A 16,206-nucleotide genomic window follows, 5' to 3' on the forward strand; every position below is an offset into this window, starting at 1 on the left:
AGTAGCTCATCCGTAAGGAGGAGTCTGACATGGACCACGGTATTGCATTGCGATGGAAACAGGCTGTCGTAGTGACGGGATTGGTGTCTCTTCTGGCCGCGCCGGCGCTTTTCGCCGCCGAGGCGCAGCCCCCCGCCCCCCCTCCGCAAGAAGCGCCCACCGAGCAGGCAAGCGACCTGGGTCTCGAACTGAGGCTGCAGACGGTGAAGAAGGACCTCCTGGTCATGCTCAACTTCGCCGAGCACTTCATCGCCAGCGGCGAGACCAAGACCGCCGCGCAGCTGCAGGCCCCCCTCGACGACTACCTGAGACGGCACGCAGACTACCTGGTGACCCAGGCGGTGGACGGCTCCAACAACGAGATGACCCAGCTCTCCGCCGAAATTGCCCTGGTGAAGACGCGCCTTCTGATCGTGCTCAACTACCGCGACGATGCCGGCAGCGTCATCACCGAAATGAAGAAGCTCTACGCTCCCTACCAGAAGATGTCGGTGCAGATCCAGGGCAAGACCACCACCCTGGACGAAGCCATCCGCCAGTTGGACACCGACCTGGCACGCATCGCCAAGAAATAACCGCCAAGGAGCCGCCGCCATGGACATTCTGGGTCTCATCACCATCAACCCCAACAGTTTCAACATCTGGTCGCTGAGAGTCTCTCTCACCCTGACCACCAGCATCTTCATCATCGCCATGATCCTCGCGGTGCGGGCTTTCCAGCACGCCAAGGCGCTGGACCACAAGCACCTGGACAGCGTCAAGGACCAGCACGCCACTCCCGGGGACACCCTTTCCGAGAGCGTTGCCAAGATGCTCTGGGCCACCAGCCAAAGCGACAACACCACCGGTGCGGCGGCCCCCAAGGAGTTCCTCTACGACGCGACCCGCGAGGTGGCGCAGAACAACTTCAACGGCACCTTCGTGAACCGGATCTACATGTGCGCGAACCTGCTGCCCCCGATTGGCCTATGGGGGACGGTGGCGGGGATGATCGTGATCTTTCTCTACACCGGCGACCCGGGGGGCGCCATCAACAACGGCGCCATCGGGACCAAGCTCTGGTCCACCTACTTCGCGCTCATGTACTACGTCTTCTTGCAGGCGACCTGCGTCGGCCTGGACGTGATCGCCAAGCGCTCCATCAACCGCGGCCTGCAGGTGAAGATCTAGGAGGGGACCATGCGCTCGGTGGGAACTTCGCGGAACCAGTGGCTCATCTCGTTCACTGACGTCGCCTTTTTGCTGCTCCTGGTCTTCACCCAGATGTCCCGGATGGACACCTCCAGCAGCCAGGTGGCGGAAATGCAGCTTCCCGCCCCGGTGGTGGCGAAGAGCCCCGAACTGGTGGCGATGCAGTCCAACCCGGACTACCACCAGCTCCTGGTGGAAAAGCACGGAGCCAAACCGTACCGGCTGGCGCACATCGTGCGCGGCAAGGAGGCGGCGCGCACGGACCCGCTCTCCTATGACGAGCTCTGCTCCACGCTGAAGCACCTGCAGGAAAACCGCGAACAGCCGCGTCCGGTCGTGGTGCCGTTGCCCGAGTCCTACAGCAGCGACCTCCTCTCCGCGGCGGCGGTGGTGAGTAAGTACTGGAGCTCCAACGGCCTTGCGGTGGTGCACACCTCGCGCAACGGGGATGGGCCATGACGCTGCGCATCCAGAACGCCTGCGGCCACGGCGGGACGCGCCTGAAACACGTCCTGGTCTGCGCCGAGCACGAGCTGCGCCCTCCGATCCCCTGGTGGCTGCGCCTGGCGGTGGTGACGGCGCTGATCCTGGTGGTCTTGTGCGTGAGCCGTTTCCAGATGCCGGGGGCGCCGGTGGGCAAGCGCACCATCATGGACGTGAGCCGGTTGGAGCTGAAGGCCCCCCCGGCGCACCCCAAAAAGATCGCCCCCGTGGAGAAACCGGTGGTCGCGCAGCAAAAGCCGCGCACCGTGTACGCCCTGGACCTGAAGCCGCCGCAGTACCGTCCCCCCGAGCCGGGGAGGGAGCATGCCGGTGAGGGAGGGCGCGCGGGGCACGCGCCGCTGCGGCACGAGGTGGATTACCCAGCCGAGCTGCCGCGCCCGGCGGTGGCCCGCTCCTACGGCTACCAAAGCGGCTCCGAGGTGGCCCTCTACCCTGCGGTCGCGCGGGAGCGCAAGGGGGCGGAAGCTTACGACGAACAGCACGGCGCCGCCAGCGCGCGGGTCCCGGCGACGAGGCTCAGGAGGGAAGCGGGGAGCGCAGAGGTGGGGGGGCGGCCTACGCCCAAGAGCACCTACATCTACCGGGTGCGCGGCGGGCCGGCGAGCGCGGTTCTCGCCGACGACCCGGTCGCCCGGCCGCAGCGCCCGACCCGCGCCGTCGAGGTGGGGGGGAGCGCGCCGGCACCGCGAGTAGCGGCGGTCAGGAGCGCACCGGAAGTGACCATCGAGGAGCCCAAGGGGGCGCAGCCTCTGACGGCGCGGCAGCGCAGCAAGAGCCCCGCCGGAAGCGGAGCGGGGGGCTCGGAAGTCGCACTGGCGCGCGGGATCTCGCTGATGAGCCTCAAGATCTGTGACAGCGCGCTGCAGCAGGAGGAAGCGATCAAGGCGGTCTTGAGCGTGGTGGGAGCGCGCGCAAGCTGCACCAGTGACAAAGGTGAGTTCCAGTTCAAGGGGACCAAACGCGTATCGTCCTTCAACCTCATGATCTACCCGTCCAGGGGACGAGAGCCATCCCAGCGATGCGAGGAGTTGGATTATGCCTACGACTGCCTTAAGAAGAACTGACGCCAGACGGATCATCGCATTCATCTTCTGCTGCCTGCTGTGCCTGCTGATGGCGGCCGCCCCTTCCTGGGGTGCCCCAAAGAAGAAGCACGCTGCACCGGCCAAGAAGCAGTACAAGGCGGCGGCCGTGGCGCCCCCTGCCGCTCCCCAAGTCAAGGAGTGGGGGCCCTACCTCGACGTTGCCTACGAGCTCACCTACTGGGACAAGAACGAGATCAAGGAGTGGCGCGAAAAGCGCGACCAGGAGGTCGGGGAAACGCTGGCCTCCTACATCGCCACCTGGAACGGCAAGCTCGTGGCGGGGCAGAAGGGGGAACAGCCGCAGCTTTTCCGCGATCGCGACTACCTGCGCCTGGCCATCGCCCAGACCGTGGACTACCTGCAAAGCGACAGCCCCGAGAGCCTGGCCGCCGCGGCCAAGACCATGGAGAGCCTGAAGGGGAAAGCCTCCATGCCCGAGATCGCCTACTGGTCCGGGATGGTGAAGGCGCTGCAGGCCCTTGAGCGCGACGACGCCGACGACTTCGTGACCCAGGTCTACGGCATCTGGAACGGGTCGATCCTCTACATCGAGAAGAACGAGATTGCCACCGGCGCGACCAGCGGCAGCGTCCCCACCAACACCCCCTTCTACTACCGAAACCTGATCAGCCTGGTGGTGAACCGGGCCATCATCGCGCGGAAGCTTGACGGCCTGAATGCGCTGGGCCCCCTGTTCGTGATGATGAACGACCGCAATCTCGGCGAGAAGGACAGCGAAGGGAAGTACACCAAGACCCTGGTGCAGCGCATCGTGGACGGGCTGAGCGCGCCCGACTCGGACCGCTACCGGTTGAACTTCACCGTTGCCGCCATCGAGTCCAAGCGCCTGCAGCAGGTGGCGAGCGCCAAGCTCGACGCCGAGGGGATGACCGAGGCGGTGCAAAAGACCTACGAGCGGGCCAGGACCTACAACGACCTCTGCTTCAAGTGGGCGGCGGGCCCGAGGTCGAGCGGCGTGGTCATGGCGGCGGTGGACTACCTGGACATGACCAGCTTCGCCATCCCGCGCCTGGCCGACAACGAGAACGCGGCCGCCTACAAGTTCTTCGCCACCCTGCCGGACCAGGAGGGGCGGAGCGCGCTTTTGAAGTCGATGGCGATCTTCAACGACATCGCGCCGTACTCCGCGGGAGGGTGGGAGCGTGCCGGCTACCAGAGCCGCGAGCTGTATCTCAAGTCGGCGCACCGGCTCTGGCGCGCCGTCATGGAGCTCGCCCTGTGGACGGGCGACTACTACCTGGTGAAGCTGAACACGACCCAGGACTCGCAGAGCATCCAGAGTTACGCCACCTCGATGCAGATGGCGCTCAACTCTTACCTGAACTTCCTCACCGCTCAGCAGGGTAGGGGCTTCAACGACGTCATCCCCGATTCCGCTTACTTCGGGGCTTTCGAGGCGAGCGACAAGGTTTCCTACGCCTACCGCAAGGTGAGCGAGTTCAGCGCCGACAACGGCGCCTACAACCTGTGGTTCACGCACCGGCTGCTTTCGGCCGAGCTGTTCCCGCTCTCCCTGCGCGAGGTGCGCCAGACCTCGGCCACGCTCAAGAAGGATGGGCGCTACAACCTGTACCTCGACTACTACCTGCCGCTGGCGAGCCGCATCAAGCAGTCCCCGGCCATCAAGAAGTGGGTGAGCGCGCAGCGTCCCGAGACGGCGACGGCGAGCCTCGCCTACATCACCGCCATCGACAAGCTCTTTGCCGGCACCGCGACCGCGGACGCCCCCTCGGACACCCAGCTGGTGGCGTCGTTCCAGAGCATGCGCGAGGAGATGCAGCGAAACCCCGACCACCCGACCCACAACCTGTTGAAGCTCTTCTACCTGGAGGAGATTCAGAAGAACTCCAACTTCACCAAGCTGGTCAAGGAGCCCAACCGTCTAGATCGGCCGTTCTAACGGCAAGAAATGTCGCACGGGTCGCACGCGCCCCAGTGCCCCCCGCTGCCCACAAAGCGGCGCACGTGAACCAGCGTCCCCCCTTTTGCGAAGGGGGGACAGGGGGGATTTGTCTTTCCCTTGAAGTCATAATCACAAAAGCCCTCTATGTCACAGAGGGCTTTTTTTGTGTCTGTTACTTGGCATACGTCAAGACACAGGTAATATATCCACTCCGAATCTACAGCCTCTAGCTATGGCAGCGAAAAAATGGGCTCTGTGTAACGTCATCACTATGTCAGTCTAGTACCAAGGTACAATAGACATGGTTTCCCCTCAGAGATATCTTTAGCATAACCAATTTCAGGTAGCTCCCTCTCACGTCTCACTATCACATACATGGAGAATGGTCATGGCACAGAACAATCAGGCAGCAGCGCACCAGGTGGTCGGTAAGGTTGTCATTCTGTACGGAACGGTGAAAGCGATATCCCCGGATGGCGCGATTCGTCTGCTCATGCCGAACAGCCCGATCTTTGCCGATGACCGCATCGTTACCGAGAGCGACGGCAGCGCATCGATCGTATTCGACGGCGCCCAGGGGAACCAGCTGGACCTGGGCCGGATGATGAACGTCTCCATCGACCACGACGTTTACGGCTCGGTCATGTCGGGTGACACCACCGACACCACCGCCGAGGTGGCCCAGATCCAGCAGGCATTGGCGACCGGCGACCAGCCCATCGAACTGGAAGCCCCCGCAGCCGGTGGTCCCGCCGATGCGGGCGGCACCCATCCCCTCTTCGTGCTTGCCCCGACCGGCGAAGAAGTCCAACCGACCGGCGGCGTGACCACCACCGGGGTCACCTTCGGGACGACTGGGACTCTCGATTCAGTCATCGCCACGGTTCAAACGCCGCCGCTCACGGCAACCATAACCGTCAATCCCATTACCAGTGACAATATCGTCAACAACGTCGAAGCTACCGGCCAGATCCCCGTCTCCGGCAATGTCGGAGGCAATGCCCACCCGGGTGACACGGTCACCATCGTGATCAACGGCAACACCCATACCGGCACCGTTGCCGGCGACAACTCCTACACCATCACCGTACCGGGATCCGAACTGGTCAACAACCCGAACCATATCATCACCGTCAGCGTCACCACCACCGGGCCCAACGGCAATACCGCCACCGCGACCGTCACGCCCAGCTACACGGTGGACACCACGACGGCGGACATCCACATCACCAGCATCGCCGGTGACAACATCGTCAACAACGTCGAAGCGGTCAACGCCAACGTTCCGGTAACCGGCACCATCGGCGGCGGTGTTCATGCTGGTGATGTCATCACGGTCACCGTCGGAGGCCAGACTTACAGCCACACCGTGACCGAGGCCGAGGCCAGCAACCACAGCTTCACCATGAACGTTTCCGGTGCGGACCTGACCAACAATGCCGGCCACTCTATCACCGCTTCGGTATCGACCACCGATGCGGCCGGCAGCACCGCGAATGCCAGTGCCACCGCCGGTTACACTGTCGACAACACCACTGCCGAGATTCACATCACGAGCATCGCCGGCGACAACGTCGTCAACAATGCCGAGGCTGGGAGCACGACTGTTCCGGTGACCGGCACCATCGGTGGGGGAGTCCATGCCGGCGACGTGATCATCATGACCGTCGGCGGGCAAACCTACACCCACACCGTCACCGACGCCGATGCCGGCAGCCACAGCTTCACCGTGAACGTTTCCGGCAGCGACCTGACCGGCAACGCGGGGCACCAGGTCACCGCCTCGGTGACGACGACCGACGCGGCAGGTAGCACGGCGAGCGCCACGGCTGTTGGCGAATATACCGTGGATTCTACGGTTGCAACCCACGTCGATACCGCTCACTCTGCCAGCAGCGTCGATGAGGGCGCCTTGGCCGCGGGGAGCCATCCGGGTACCGGCTACATTGCCGAAGGCAACCTTGTTTCCAGCGGCGGCACCGGTTCCTACACCTACGCCCTAGTGTCGGACTCGGTCGCGCACGAGGGGACACTGGTCATCGACCCGGCCACCGGTCATTACACCTACACCCTGAATGGTCCGACCCTCACCAACAGCCCGGATACCTTCACCTATCAGGTGACCGACGCCCACGGCAACACGGCAACCAACACGGTGACCATCGCCATCGCCGATGACGCGCCGGTTGCCAACGTTGATAGCGGCAGCGTGGTGGAAGGCGCGACCCTCTCCGGCAGCGTGGTCACTAACGACGTCCCGGGTGCCGACGGCTCCATCGTCGTGGTGGGAGCTGCCGCCGGTACCAGCGCAACGGCGGTAAGCGGGCAGGTCGATTCCGTGATCACCGGTGTTCACGGCACCCTGACGCTGCACGCCAACGGAAGCTACGAGTACCACGCCAACCCGAACAGCGAGAACACCAGCGACACCTTTACCTACACCATCCAGGATGCCGACGGCAGCAAGTCCACCAGCACCCTGACCGTTAACCTGACCGACAGCGGGCTGCACACCCAGGTTGACACCCTCACCTCCGTCACCGGCGTCGACGAGGGCGCCCTGCCGGTGGTGGGCAGCCACCCGGGCAGCGGCTACATCGCGGAAGGGAACCTGGTTTCCACTGGCGGCGCTGGATCTTACTCCTATGCCCTGGTCTCCGACTCGGCCACCCACGAGGGAACCCTGGTTATCGACCCGGCTACCGGGCATTACACCTATACCCTGAGCGGACCGACCGGCACCAACACCCCGGACAGCTTCACCTACCAGGTAACCGACGCGTATGGCAATACCGCGACCAACACGGTGACCATCACCGTCGCCGATGACGCGCCGGTGGCCAACGTCGACAGCGGCAGCGTGGTGGAAGGCGCGTCCGTGTCCGGTAGCGTGGTCGCTAACGACGTACCGGGTGCCGACGGTGTGGCGCCCGGCTCCATCGTGGTGGTCGGCGTGGCGGCAGGCACCAGCGCCACGGCGGTCAGCGGCCAGGTGGACAGCGTCATAACCGGCGCCCACGGCACCCTGACCCTGCACGCTGACGGCAGCTACGACTACCACGCCAACGCGAACAGCGCCAACACCAGCGACACCTTCACCTACACCATCCAGGACGCTGACGGCAGCAAGTCCACCAGCACCCTGACCGTCAACCTGACCGACAGCGGCCTGCACACCCACATCGACACGCTCACTTCCGTCACCAGCATCGACGAGGGCGCCCTGCCGGTGGTGGGCAGCCACCCGGGCAACGGCTACATCGCGGAAGGGAACCTGGTTTCCACTGGCGGCGCCGGATCTTACTCCTATGCCCTGGTCTCCGACTCGGCCACCCACGAGGGAACCTTGGTCATCGATGCGGCCGGCCACTACACCTACACCCTGAACGGCCCGACGCTCACCAACAGCCCGGACACCTTCACCTACCAGGTGACCGACGGTGAAGGGAACACCTCGACCAACACGGTGACCATCACCATCACCGACGACGCGCCGGTGGCACAGACCGACAGCGGCAGCGTCGTGGAAGGCGCGACCCTTTCCGGCAGCGTCGTCACCAACGACATCCCGGGAGCGGACGGCTCTATCGTCGTGGTAGGCGCTGCGGCCGGTGTCAGTGCAACGGCGGTCGCCGGGCAGGTGAATAGCGTCATTTCCGGCGCCCACGGCACCCTGACCGTCCATGCGGACGGCAGCTACGAGTACCACGCCAACCCGAACAGCGACAACACCAGCGACACCTTCACCTACACCATCCAGGATGCCGACGGCAGCAAGTCCACCAGCACACTGACCATCAACCTGACCGACAGCGGTCTGCACACCCAGGTCGACACCGTTCATTCCGATACCAGCGTCGACGAGGGCGCTCTCTCCGTTGGTAGCCACCCTGGCAGCGGCTACATCGCCGAAGGGAACCTGATCTCCAGCGGCGGCGCTGGGTCCTACAGCTACGCCCTGGTCTCCGACTCCGCGACTCACGAAGGGACCCTGGTCATCGACCCGGCTACCGGCCATTACACCTACACCCTGAACGGCCCGACGCTCACCAACAGCCCGGATACCTTCACCTACCAGGTCACCGACGCCCATGGCAACACCGCCACCAACACGGTGACCATCACCATCGCCGATGACGCGCCGGTGGCGCATACCGACAGCGGCAGCGTCATGGAGGGCGCGGCCCTCTCCGGCAACGTGGTCGCTAACGACGTACCGGGCGCCGACGGCGTGGCCCCCGGCTCCATCGTGGTGGTCGGTGTGGCGGCAGGCGTCAGCGCGACGGCGGTGAGCGGGCAGGTTGACAGCGTCATTACCGGCGCCCACGGCACCCTGACCCTGCACGCTGACGGCAGCTACGACTACCACGCCAACCCGAACAGCGACAACACCAGCGACTCCTTCACCTACACCATCCAGGATGCCGACGGCAGCAAGTCCACCAGCACCCTGACCGTCAACCTAACCGACAGCGGTCTGCACACCCAGGTTGACACCCTCACCTCCGTTACCGGCGTCGACGAGGGCGCCCTGCCGGTGGTGGGCAGCCATCCGGGTAGCGACTACATCGCAGAAGGGAACCTGGTCTCGACTGGCGGCGCCGGGTCCTACTCCTACGCCCTGGTCTCCGACTCGGCCACCCACGAGGGGACCCTGGTCATCGATGCAGCCGGGCATTACACCTACACCCTTAACGGCCCGACACTCACCAACAGCCCGGACACCTTCACCTACCAGGTGACCGACGCCAACGGCAACACCGCCACCAACACGGTCACCATCACCATCGCCGATGATGCCCCGGTGGCCAACGTTGATAGCGGCAGCGTGGTGGAAGGCGCGACCTTCTCTGGCAGCGTGGTCGCTAACGATATCCCGGGCGCCGACGGCTCCATCGTCGTGGTCGGTGCAGCCGCAGGCACCAGCGCGACCGCAGTGAGCGGCCAGGTGGACAGCGTCATCACCGGTGCCCACGGCACCCTGACCCTGCACGCAAACGGCAGCTATGAATATCACGCCAACGCCAACAGCGCGAACACCAGCGATACCTTCACGTACACCATCCAGGACGCTGATGGCAGCAAGTCCACCAGCACGCTGACCCTCAACCTGACCAACAGCGGCCTGCACACCCAGGTCGACACGGTCCACTCCGACACCACCGTCGACGAGGGCGCCCTGTCCGTCGGCACCCACCCGGGTACCGGCTACATCGCGGAAGGGTCCCTGATCTCCAGCGGCGGCGACGGCTCCTACACTTACGCCCTGGTGCCCGACGCGGCCACCCACGAGGGGACGCTGGTCATCGACCCCTCCACCGGGCATTACACCTACACCCTGAACGGTCCGTCGAGCAGCGACAGCCCGGATACCTTCACCTTCCAGGTAACCGACGGCCACGGCAACACCGCAACCAATACCATCACCGTCACCATTACCGATGATGCGCCGGTGTTGAACGTCACCAACGGCATCTTCCAGAACACCGGCGACACCGACACGACCGCTCATACTGGTGGAACCATGGTCGAAGGCACCCTCGCCACCATCGGCGCCGATTTCGATACCGCCCATGTTACCTTGACCGGGACGCCTCCTTCCGGATTGTCCTCCTATGGCCAGACCGTTACCTACAACGTCTCGGCTGACGGTTCTACGATCCATGCCATGGCCGGCGGCAACGAGGTCTTCACCGTGACCGCCCACTCGGATGGTACGTACACCTTCGACCAGCACCAGATTCTCGACCTCGCGGTGCTGAACAGCAACCTGCAGGGGAGCATAGGCGCAGGTGGGCCGCAGACCTCCTTCTACGTCTACACCGACGGCTCTTCCGGGTTCGATGCCACCGCCAAGCCGTGGTCCCTCCAGATCACCGCCGACGGCCATAGCGTCAACCCGAGTACCCAGGGGATGGGGGTCGACAACAACTGGCTGAACCTAACCAGCAACGTCGGCACCACCGAAACCCTTCACTTCAACTTTGACAATGAAGGAGCCAGCGGCGCGGCTAACCTCGCCTACCAGGCTAAGATCGGGATCAATGATCTCGGGGCCGGCGAGCAGATCAACTGGACTGCCACCTATACCGATGGCGTTCACTCCCAGGACATCTCTGGTGTTGCGACCACCAGCAGCCTCGACTCCACGGGTCACCTGGTGTTCACCGCTCCGCAGAACAACATGTACATCGACCACATCGACTTCACCGGCGGTGCCGGCGCTGTGAGGGTCACTTCCTTCACCGCCTACACCATTGACACCACCGTGACCCAGACGCTGAACTTCGGCTTTACCGCTACCGACGGCGACGGGGACCACGTATCCGGCAACTTCAGCCTGCTGGCCCAGAACGGTTCCACCCTGACCGGCGACAGCAGCAACAATGCACTTGGCGGTGGCCATGGCGATAACATCATGTCTGGTGGGGCTGGGGCTGATATCTTTACGGTGAACGGAGGCAACGACACCATAAAAGACTTCACCGCCCATGTGGATAAGATCGTCATCGAGCAAACCCACACGGATGCTTTATTCCAACATACTGATGGATCCACCACGGCCAGTCTGACGATCACCAATAACGGAGCCCAGGTGGGGACTGTTACCTTTGAAAACGTCACCGATGCAGGTGCTCTTTTGGATTCCTTGATCCACAACGATCCCAAAATCCACTAGGATTCGGTGACTGGTTGAGCCGAGCTGCCGCGGAGAATGTCTCCGCGGCAGCTTTTTTTTGCACCTCATTTACCTTAGTAAAGGTTCATCTCGCCGCAGGATTCCCTTGACACTCCCCTCGCAAAAAACTATAGCTATAACCTCCACTTCACCCAACCTTCTCCCGCCTGGAACGGGCACATCGGGGAAACATGTACTGGGAATCTTTCGGCTTCAAGGAAGCACCTTTCGCGCTTACTCCTAACCCGGCTTTTCTGTTCCTGAGCGCTCCGCACCAGGAGGCTTTCGCGCACCTGCTTTTTGCCATCGAGAACCGCGCCGGGTTCATCGAACTGTCGGGCGAGGTGGGGACCGGCAAGACTACCATCGTGCGCACCCTGTTGAATCAGCTCGACCCGCAAACGCACCGCACCGCGCTGATCTTCAACCCGATCCTCTCCCCCCTGGGCTTCATGAAAGAGGTCAACGCCGAGTTCGGCCTCCCCACCGAAGGGAACGAGATCCGCGACCTGCACGCGGCCCTCAACGCCTTTCTCCTGGAAGAGAACCGCGCCGGCCACACCGTGGTGCTGGTGATCGACGAGGCCCAGAACCTCTCGGTGGAGGTGCTGGAGCACGTGCGGCTCATCTCCAACCTGGAGACCGAGAGCGACAAGCTGATCCAGATCGTGCTGGTCGGGCAGCCAGAACTGAACGCGCTCCTGGCCCGGGACGAGCTGAGGCAACTCGATCAGCGCATCACGGTGCGCTACCACCTGAAACCGATGGACTTCGACGACACCTGCGCCTACATCCGGCACCGGATCCGGTTCGCCGCCGAGGGGCGGGAGCCGCTCAGCTTCGCGCCCGGCGCCTTCAAGCGCATCTTCAAATGCTCCGGCGGTCTGCCGCGCCTGATCAACGGGGTCTGCGACCGCACTCTGCTGCTCGCCTACACGCGCGACTGCAAGGAGGTCACCCCGGCCATGGCGTCGCTCGCCATTGCCGACCTGCGCAAGGAGTCGCCGCGCCGGAAGCGGGCCTTGCAGGTGAGGGCGCTGTCGGCGGCGCTGGCCCTCTGTGTCGTCATCATCGCCGGATTCTCGGTCATCTCCTTCCATCTGCTCCCCGGCGAGAAGAAGGAGGCCAAGGAGGTCGTGGTCCCGCCGCTGTCGGCGGAGGCGGCGCGCCAGGGGATTCAGGCCCAGCCCGAGCAGGACAACCTTTTCGCCGCGGTGAACGCGGTGCTGGATGCCTGGCGGGTGCAGCGGGTGGAACCGGTGCCGGGGCAGCCGGCGACCCTGCGCACGCTGGTCCGGCAGCGCGGCATGGCGGCAGCCAGGTTCCCCGCGAGCCTCGATCTCCTGGCGCGGCTGGACGCCCCCGTGCTGCTCCACATCGTGCTGCCGGGGGGAGCGGAGCGGCTGGTGGCGCTGGTGGGATTGGACAAGAACGAGGTCGAGGTGGTCCCGCAGGTGGCCGGGCGCTCCAAGCTCACCCGCGCGGAACTGGCGCAGGTGTGGAGCGGCGGCGTCACCGTGCTTTGGAAGGACTTCCACGGTATCGCCACCCGGACTAAGGGTGCCGAGAAGGCGGCCGGTACCAAGTCGCTGCAGGGGCTTCTGAAGCAGGTGGGATGCTACGACGGTGCCGTGGACGGCAAGTTGAACGAGACGACCAAGAGCGCACTCGCCGAGTTCCAGCGCCGGGAGCAGTTGCCGGGTGACGGGAAGGTGGGGGCGCAGACCCTCATGCTGCTGTATCGCCGCGCCGGCGGCTATTTCCCGCCTGGACTGGCGCGGGTGCAGGGCGCCGACAGCAAACAGACGGGACGGATGTGACATGAGCCTGATACTCGATGCCTTGAGAAAGATGGAACAGGAGCGCAGGAGCAGGCGTGGGGGTGGCCAGGACCTGCGCCCCGAGGTGCTGCGCTACCGCCTGGCGGCCCAGCCCAAGGAACCGCGCCGTTTCCCGGTCGCGGTGGTCGCGGGCGTGGTGCTGGTTATGGCCGGTATCGGCGCCGGTTTCCTGCTGAAGGGGGAATCCACCCAAACGGCGGCGCAAGCCCCCGCCGCCTCTGTCCCCGCACCGCAACTGCCGGCTGCCGCGGCCCCGACGGCCCCGCCTGCAGTTCCTACCGGTGTGGCGTCCCCAGTGGCGGCCGCCCCCGTCGCGTCCGCCCCGGCTCCTGCGCTGTCGGTCGCGCCTGCCGCGCCGGTCGTGGCAGCTCAAGCTCCGGCCGCACCTGCCCAGCCGGTTCTCCTTCCTGCGCGCAGGGCCTCCCGCACCGCAGCGGCCCAGTCCGCGCCGTCTGAGGCGTCGCAGTTCGCACCGCAGGAACCTGCCGCCGTGGCGACAGGGGGCCAGGACATTGCCATCACCGGCATCGCCTACCAGGACGAGCGGCGCATGAGGCGGGCGGTACTAAACGGCATGCTGGTCGGCGAGGGGGCCGAGGTGGCCGGCGCCCGCGTGGTCGAGATCAAGGAAACCAAGGTCAAGCTCTCCCGCGGCGGCCGCGTCTTCGAGGTTCCCTTCTCCTCCGGGCTGCAATCCCGTTAATAAAGACGTGCACCGGCCTGAGCCCTGGTAGCCCTCGGGCCCGCCATCCCTGTTCCCAAATTCCCTACGCACCACCGGGAGCCTCGATGAAAGACAGATCACCTGCTGAGCACCCGGTCGAAAGGATCGCCGGCTCGTTGGAGAGGGTTACCTTCCACAGCGAGGAGACGGGCTTTTGCGTGCTGCGGGTGAAGGTCGCAGGGCACCGCGAACTGGTGACGGTGACCGGGAGCGCGGCAACTGTGACGCCGGGGGAGTTCATGGAGTGCACCGGCTCCTGGCACAACGACCGCACCCACGGCATGCAGTTCAAAGCGGAGCACCTGAAGGTGGTGCCCCCGACCACGCTCGAGGGGATCGAGAAATACCTCGGTTCCGGCATGGTGCACGGCATCGGCCACCACTTCGCCAAGGTGCTGGTACAGGCCTTCCGCGAGGAGGTTTTCGACGTGATCGAGAACCAGCCGGAGCGCCTTTTGGAACTCCCCGGCATCGGCCGCAAGCGCATGGAGTCGGTGGCGAGCGCCTGGGTGGAGCAGAAGGCGATCCGCGAGATCATGGTCTTCCTGCAGAGTAACGGCCTGGGGACCGCACGCGCCGTGCGCATCTACAAGTGCTACGGCAACGAGGCGATCTTCAAGGTCACCGAGAACCCGTACCGGCTCGCCCTCGACATCCAGGGGATCGGCTTCAAGACCGCCGACGCCCTGGCCGCCAACCTGGGCATCGCCCGCGACTCGCTGATCCGAGCCCAGGCCGGCGTGAGACACGTGCTGCAGGAGCTCTCCGGCAGCGGCCACTGCGCGGCCGCCCGGGCCGACCTGGCGCAGAGCGCCGCCTCCCTCTTGGACATCCCCGCTACCGTCATCGAGACCGCCATCGACGCGGAGGTCACCGAGCAGAACCTGGTTGCCGAGCCGATCGGCGGTCGCCCCTGCCTGTTTCTCACGCCGCTGCACCGCGCCGAAGTTGGCGTCGCCGCCAGCCTCGCGCGCCTCGCCAACGGAGCGCCCCCCTGGGGCGGCGTTGTCGCGGAAGAAGCCATCCCCTGGGCCGAGAGCCACAACGGCATCACCCTTTCCGAATCCCAGCGCGACGCGATCCGGCTCGCACTCAAGAACAAGGTGGTCGTCGTCACCGGCGGCCCCGGCGTCGGCAAGACCACGCTGGTGAACAGCATCTTGGCCATCATCCGCTCCCAACACCTCAAGGTGACCCTGTGCGCCCCCACCGGCAGGGCCGCCAAGCGTCTCACCGAATCGACCGGGATCGAGGCCAAGACCATCCACCGCCTGTTGGAGTTCGATCCGCTGAGCTTCGGCTTCAAGCGCGACCGGGACAACCCGCTCGTGACCGACCTCCTGGTCATGGACGAGGCCTCCATGGTGGACGTGGTGCTGATGAACAAGCTCCTCCCTGCCGTCCCGGACCACGCGGGGCTCATCATCGTCGGGGACGTGGACCAGCTTCCCTCGGTCGGCCCCGGCTGTGTCCTTGCCGACATCATCGACTCCGGCGCCGTAGCCACCGTGCGCCTCACCGAGATCTTCCGCCAGGCTGCGGGCTCCAAGATCATCGTCAACGCGCACCGCATCAACCGCGGCGAACTCCCGCTGCAGGACGAGGGGAAGGAACTGGCCGACTTCTACTTCATCCCCGCCGCCACCGCCGAGGACATCCACGGCAAGCTGCTCCAGGTGATCACGGAGCGCATCCCCAAGCGCTTCGGCTTCGACCCGGTGCGCGACATCCAGGTGCTCACCCCCATGAACCGGGGCGGACTCGGCACCGCTTCGCTCAACGCCGAGTTGCAGGGGGTGCTAAACGGCAAGGCGGAACCCAGGGTAACCCGCTTCGGCACCGGCTTCGCCCCGGGCGACAAGGTGATCCAGACGGTGAACAACTACGAGAAGGAAGTGTTCAACGGCGACATCGGCCGCATCGTGGAGGTGCGCCAGGAAGAGGGGACGCTCAGCGTCGATTTCGACGACCGGCTGGTGGAATATCAGTTCGGCGAACTGGACGAGGTGAGCCTCGCCTACGCCACCAGCATCCACAAGAGCCAGGGCTCGGAGTACATGGCGGTCGTGATCCCGCTCTCCATGCAGCACTACACCATGCTGGAGCGCAACCTGATCTACACCGCGGTGACCCGCGGCAAGAAGCTGGTGGTGGTTATCGGCGAGCCCAAGGCACTGTCCATGGCGGTGCGCACCAACAAATCCCAGCGCAGGATGACCGACCTGGCGCGCAGGATCAGCAGCGCACCGGCGTGAGGG

At 64.8% G+C, this 16,206-nt stretch carries 9 protein-coding genes; all 9 read left to right on the plus strand.

The annotated features are described in order from the left end of the window. The first annotated feature begins 29 nt into the window (after positions 1 to 29). The 9 genes from JFN90_RS10730 (at position 30) to recD2 (ending at position 16,203) form a co-directional block, all read left to right on the plus strand. Positions 30 to 575, plus strand: coding sequence for a hypothetical protein (locus tag JFN90_RS10730; protein ID WP_199395115.1), 546 nt, complete (start codon positions 30 to 32; stop codon positions 573 to 575). Positions 576 to 594: 19 nt separating this feature from the next. Further along, positions 595 to 1,170, plus strand: coding sequence for a hypothetical protein (locus JFN90_RS10735; protein WP_199395116.1), 576 nt, complete (start codon positions 595 to 597; stop codon positions 1,168 to 1,170). A 9-nt stretch (positions 1,171 to 1,179) separates the two neighbouring features. Beyond that, a complete protein-coding gene (locus JFN90_RS10740; RefSeq protein ID WP_199395117.1) occupies positions 1,180 to 1,650 on the plus strand; it encodes a hypothetical protein in 471 nt (156 codons plus the stop codon). Next, positions 1,647 to 2,759, plus strand: coding sequence for a hypothetical protein (locus JFN90_RS10745; protein WP_199395118.1), 1,113 nt, complete (start codon positions 1,647 to 1,649; stop codon positions 2,757 to 2,759). Before JFN90_RS10740 ends, JFN90_RS10745 begins: the two co-directional genes overlap by 4 nt. Beyond that, on the plus strand, positions 2,731 to 4,701 hold the full coding sequence (locus JFN90_RS10750; protein ID WP_199395119.1) for a hypothetical protein: 1,971 nt from the start codon (positions 2,731 to 2,733) through the stop codon (positions 4,699 to 4,701). Before JFN90_RS10745 ends, JFN90_RS10750 begins: the two co-directional genes overlap by 29 nt. Positions 4,702 to 5,092: 391 nt before the next feature. After that, positions 5,093 to 11,383, plus strand: a complete 6,291-nt coding sequence (locus tag JFN90_RS10755) for an Ig-like domain-containing protein (protein ID WP_199395120.1) — start codon at positions 5,093 to 5,095, stop codon at positions 11,381 to 11,383. Between the two features lie 191 nt (positions 11,384 to 11,574). After that, a complete protein-coding gene (locus JFN90_RS10760) occupies positions 11,575 to 13,203 on the plus strand; it encodes an AAA family ATPase (RefSeq protein ID WP_199395121.1) in 1,629 nt (542 codons plus the stop codon). A gap of 1 nt (position 13,204) precedes the next feature. Next, a complete protein-coding gene (locus JFN90_RS10765) occupies positions 13,205 to 13,927 on the plus strand; it encodes a general secretion pathway protein GspB (RefSeq protein WP_199395122.1) in 723 nt (240 codons plus the stop codon). Positions 13,928 to 14,013: 86 nt separating this feature from the next. Continuing rightward, positions 14,014 to 16,203: an SF1B family DNA helicase RecD2 gene (recD2, locus tag JFN90_RS10770; protein ID WP_199395123.1), complete on the plus strand. Its 2,190-nt coding sequence runs from the start codon at positions 14,014 to 14,016 to the stop codon at positions 16,201 to 16,203. The last annotated feature ends 3 nt before the right edge of the window (positions 16,204 to 16,206 follow it).

It is taken from the genome of Geomonas propionica (genome assembly GCF_016458235.1).
GTDB classification, from domain to species: domain Bacteria; phylum Desulfobacterota; class Desulfuromonadia; order Geobacterales; family Geobacteraceae; genus Geomonas; species Geomonas propionica.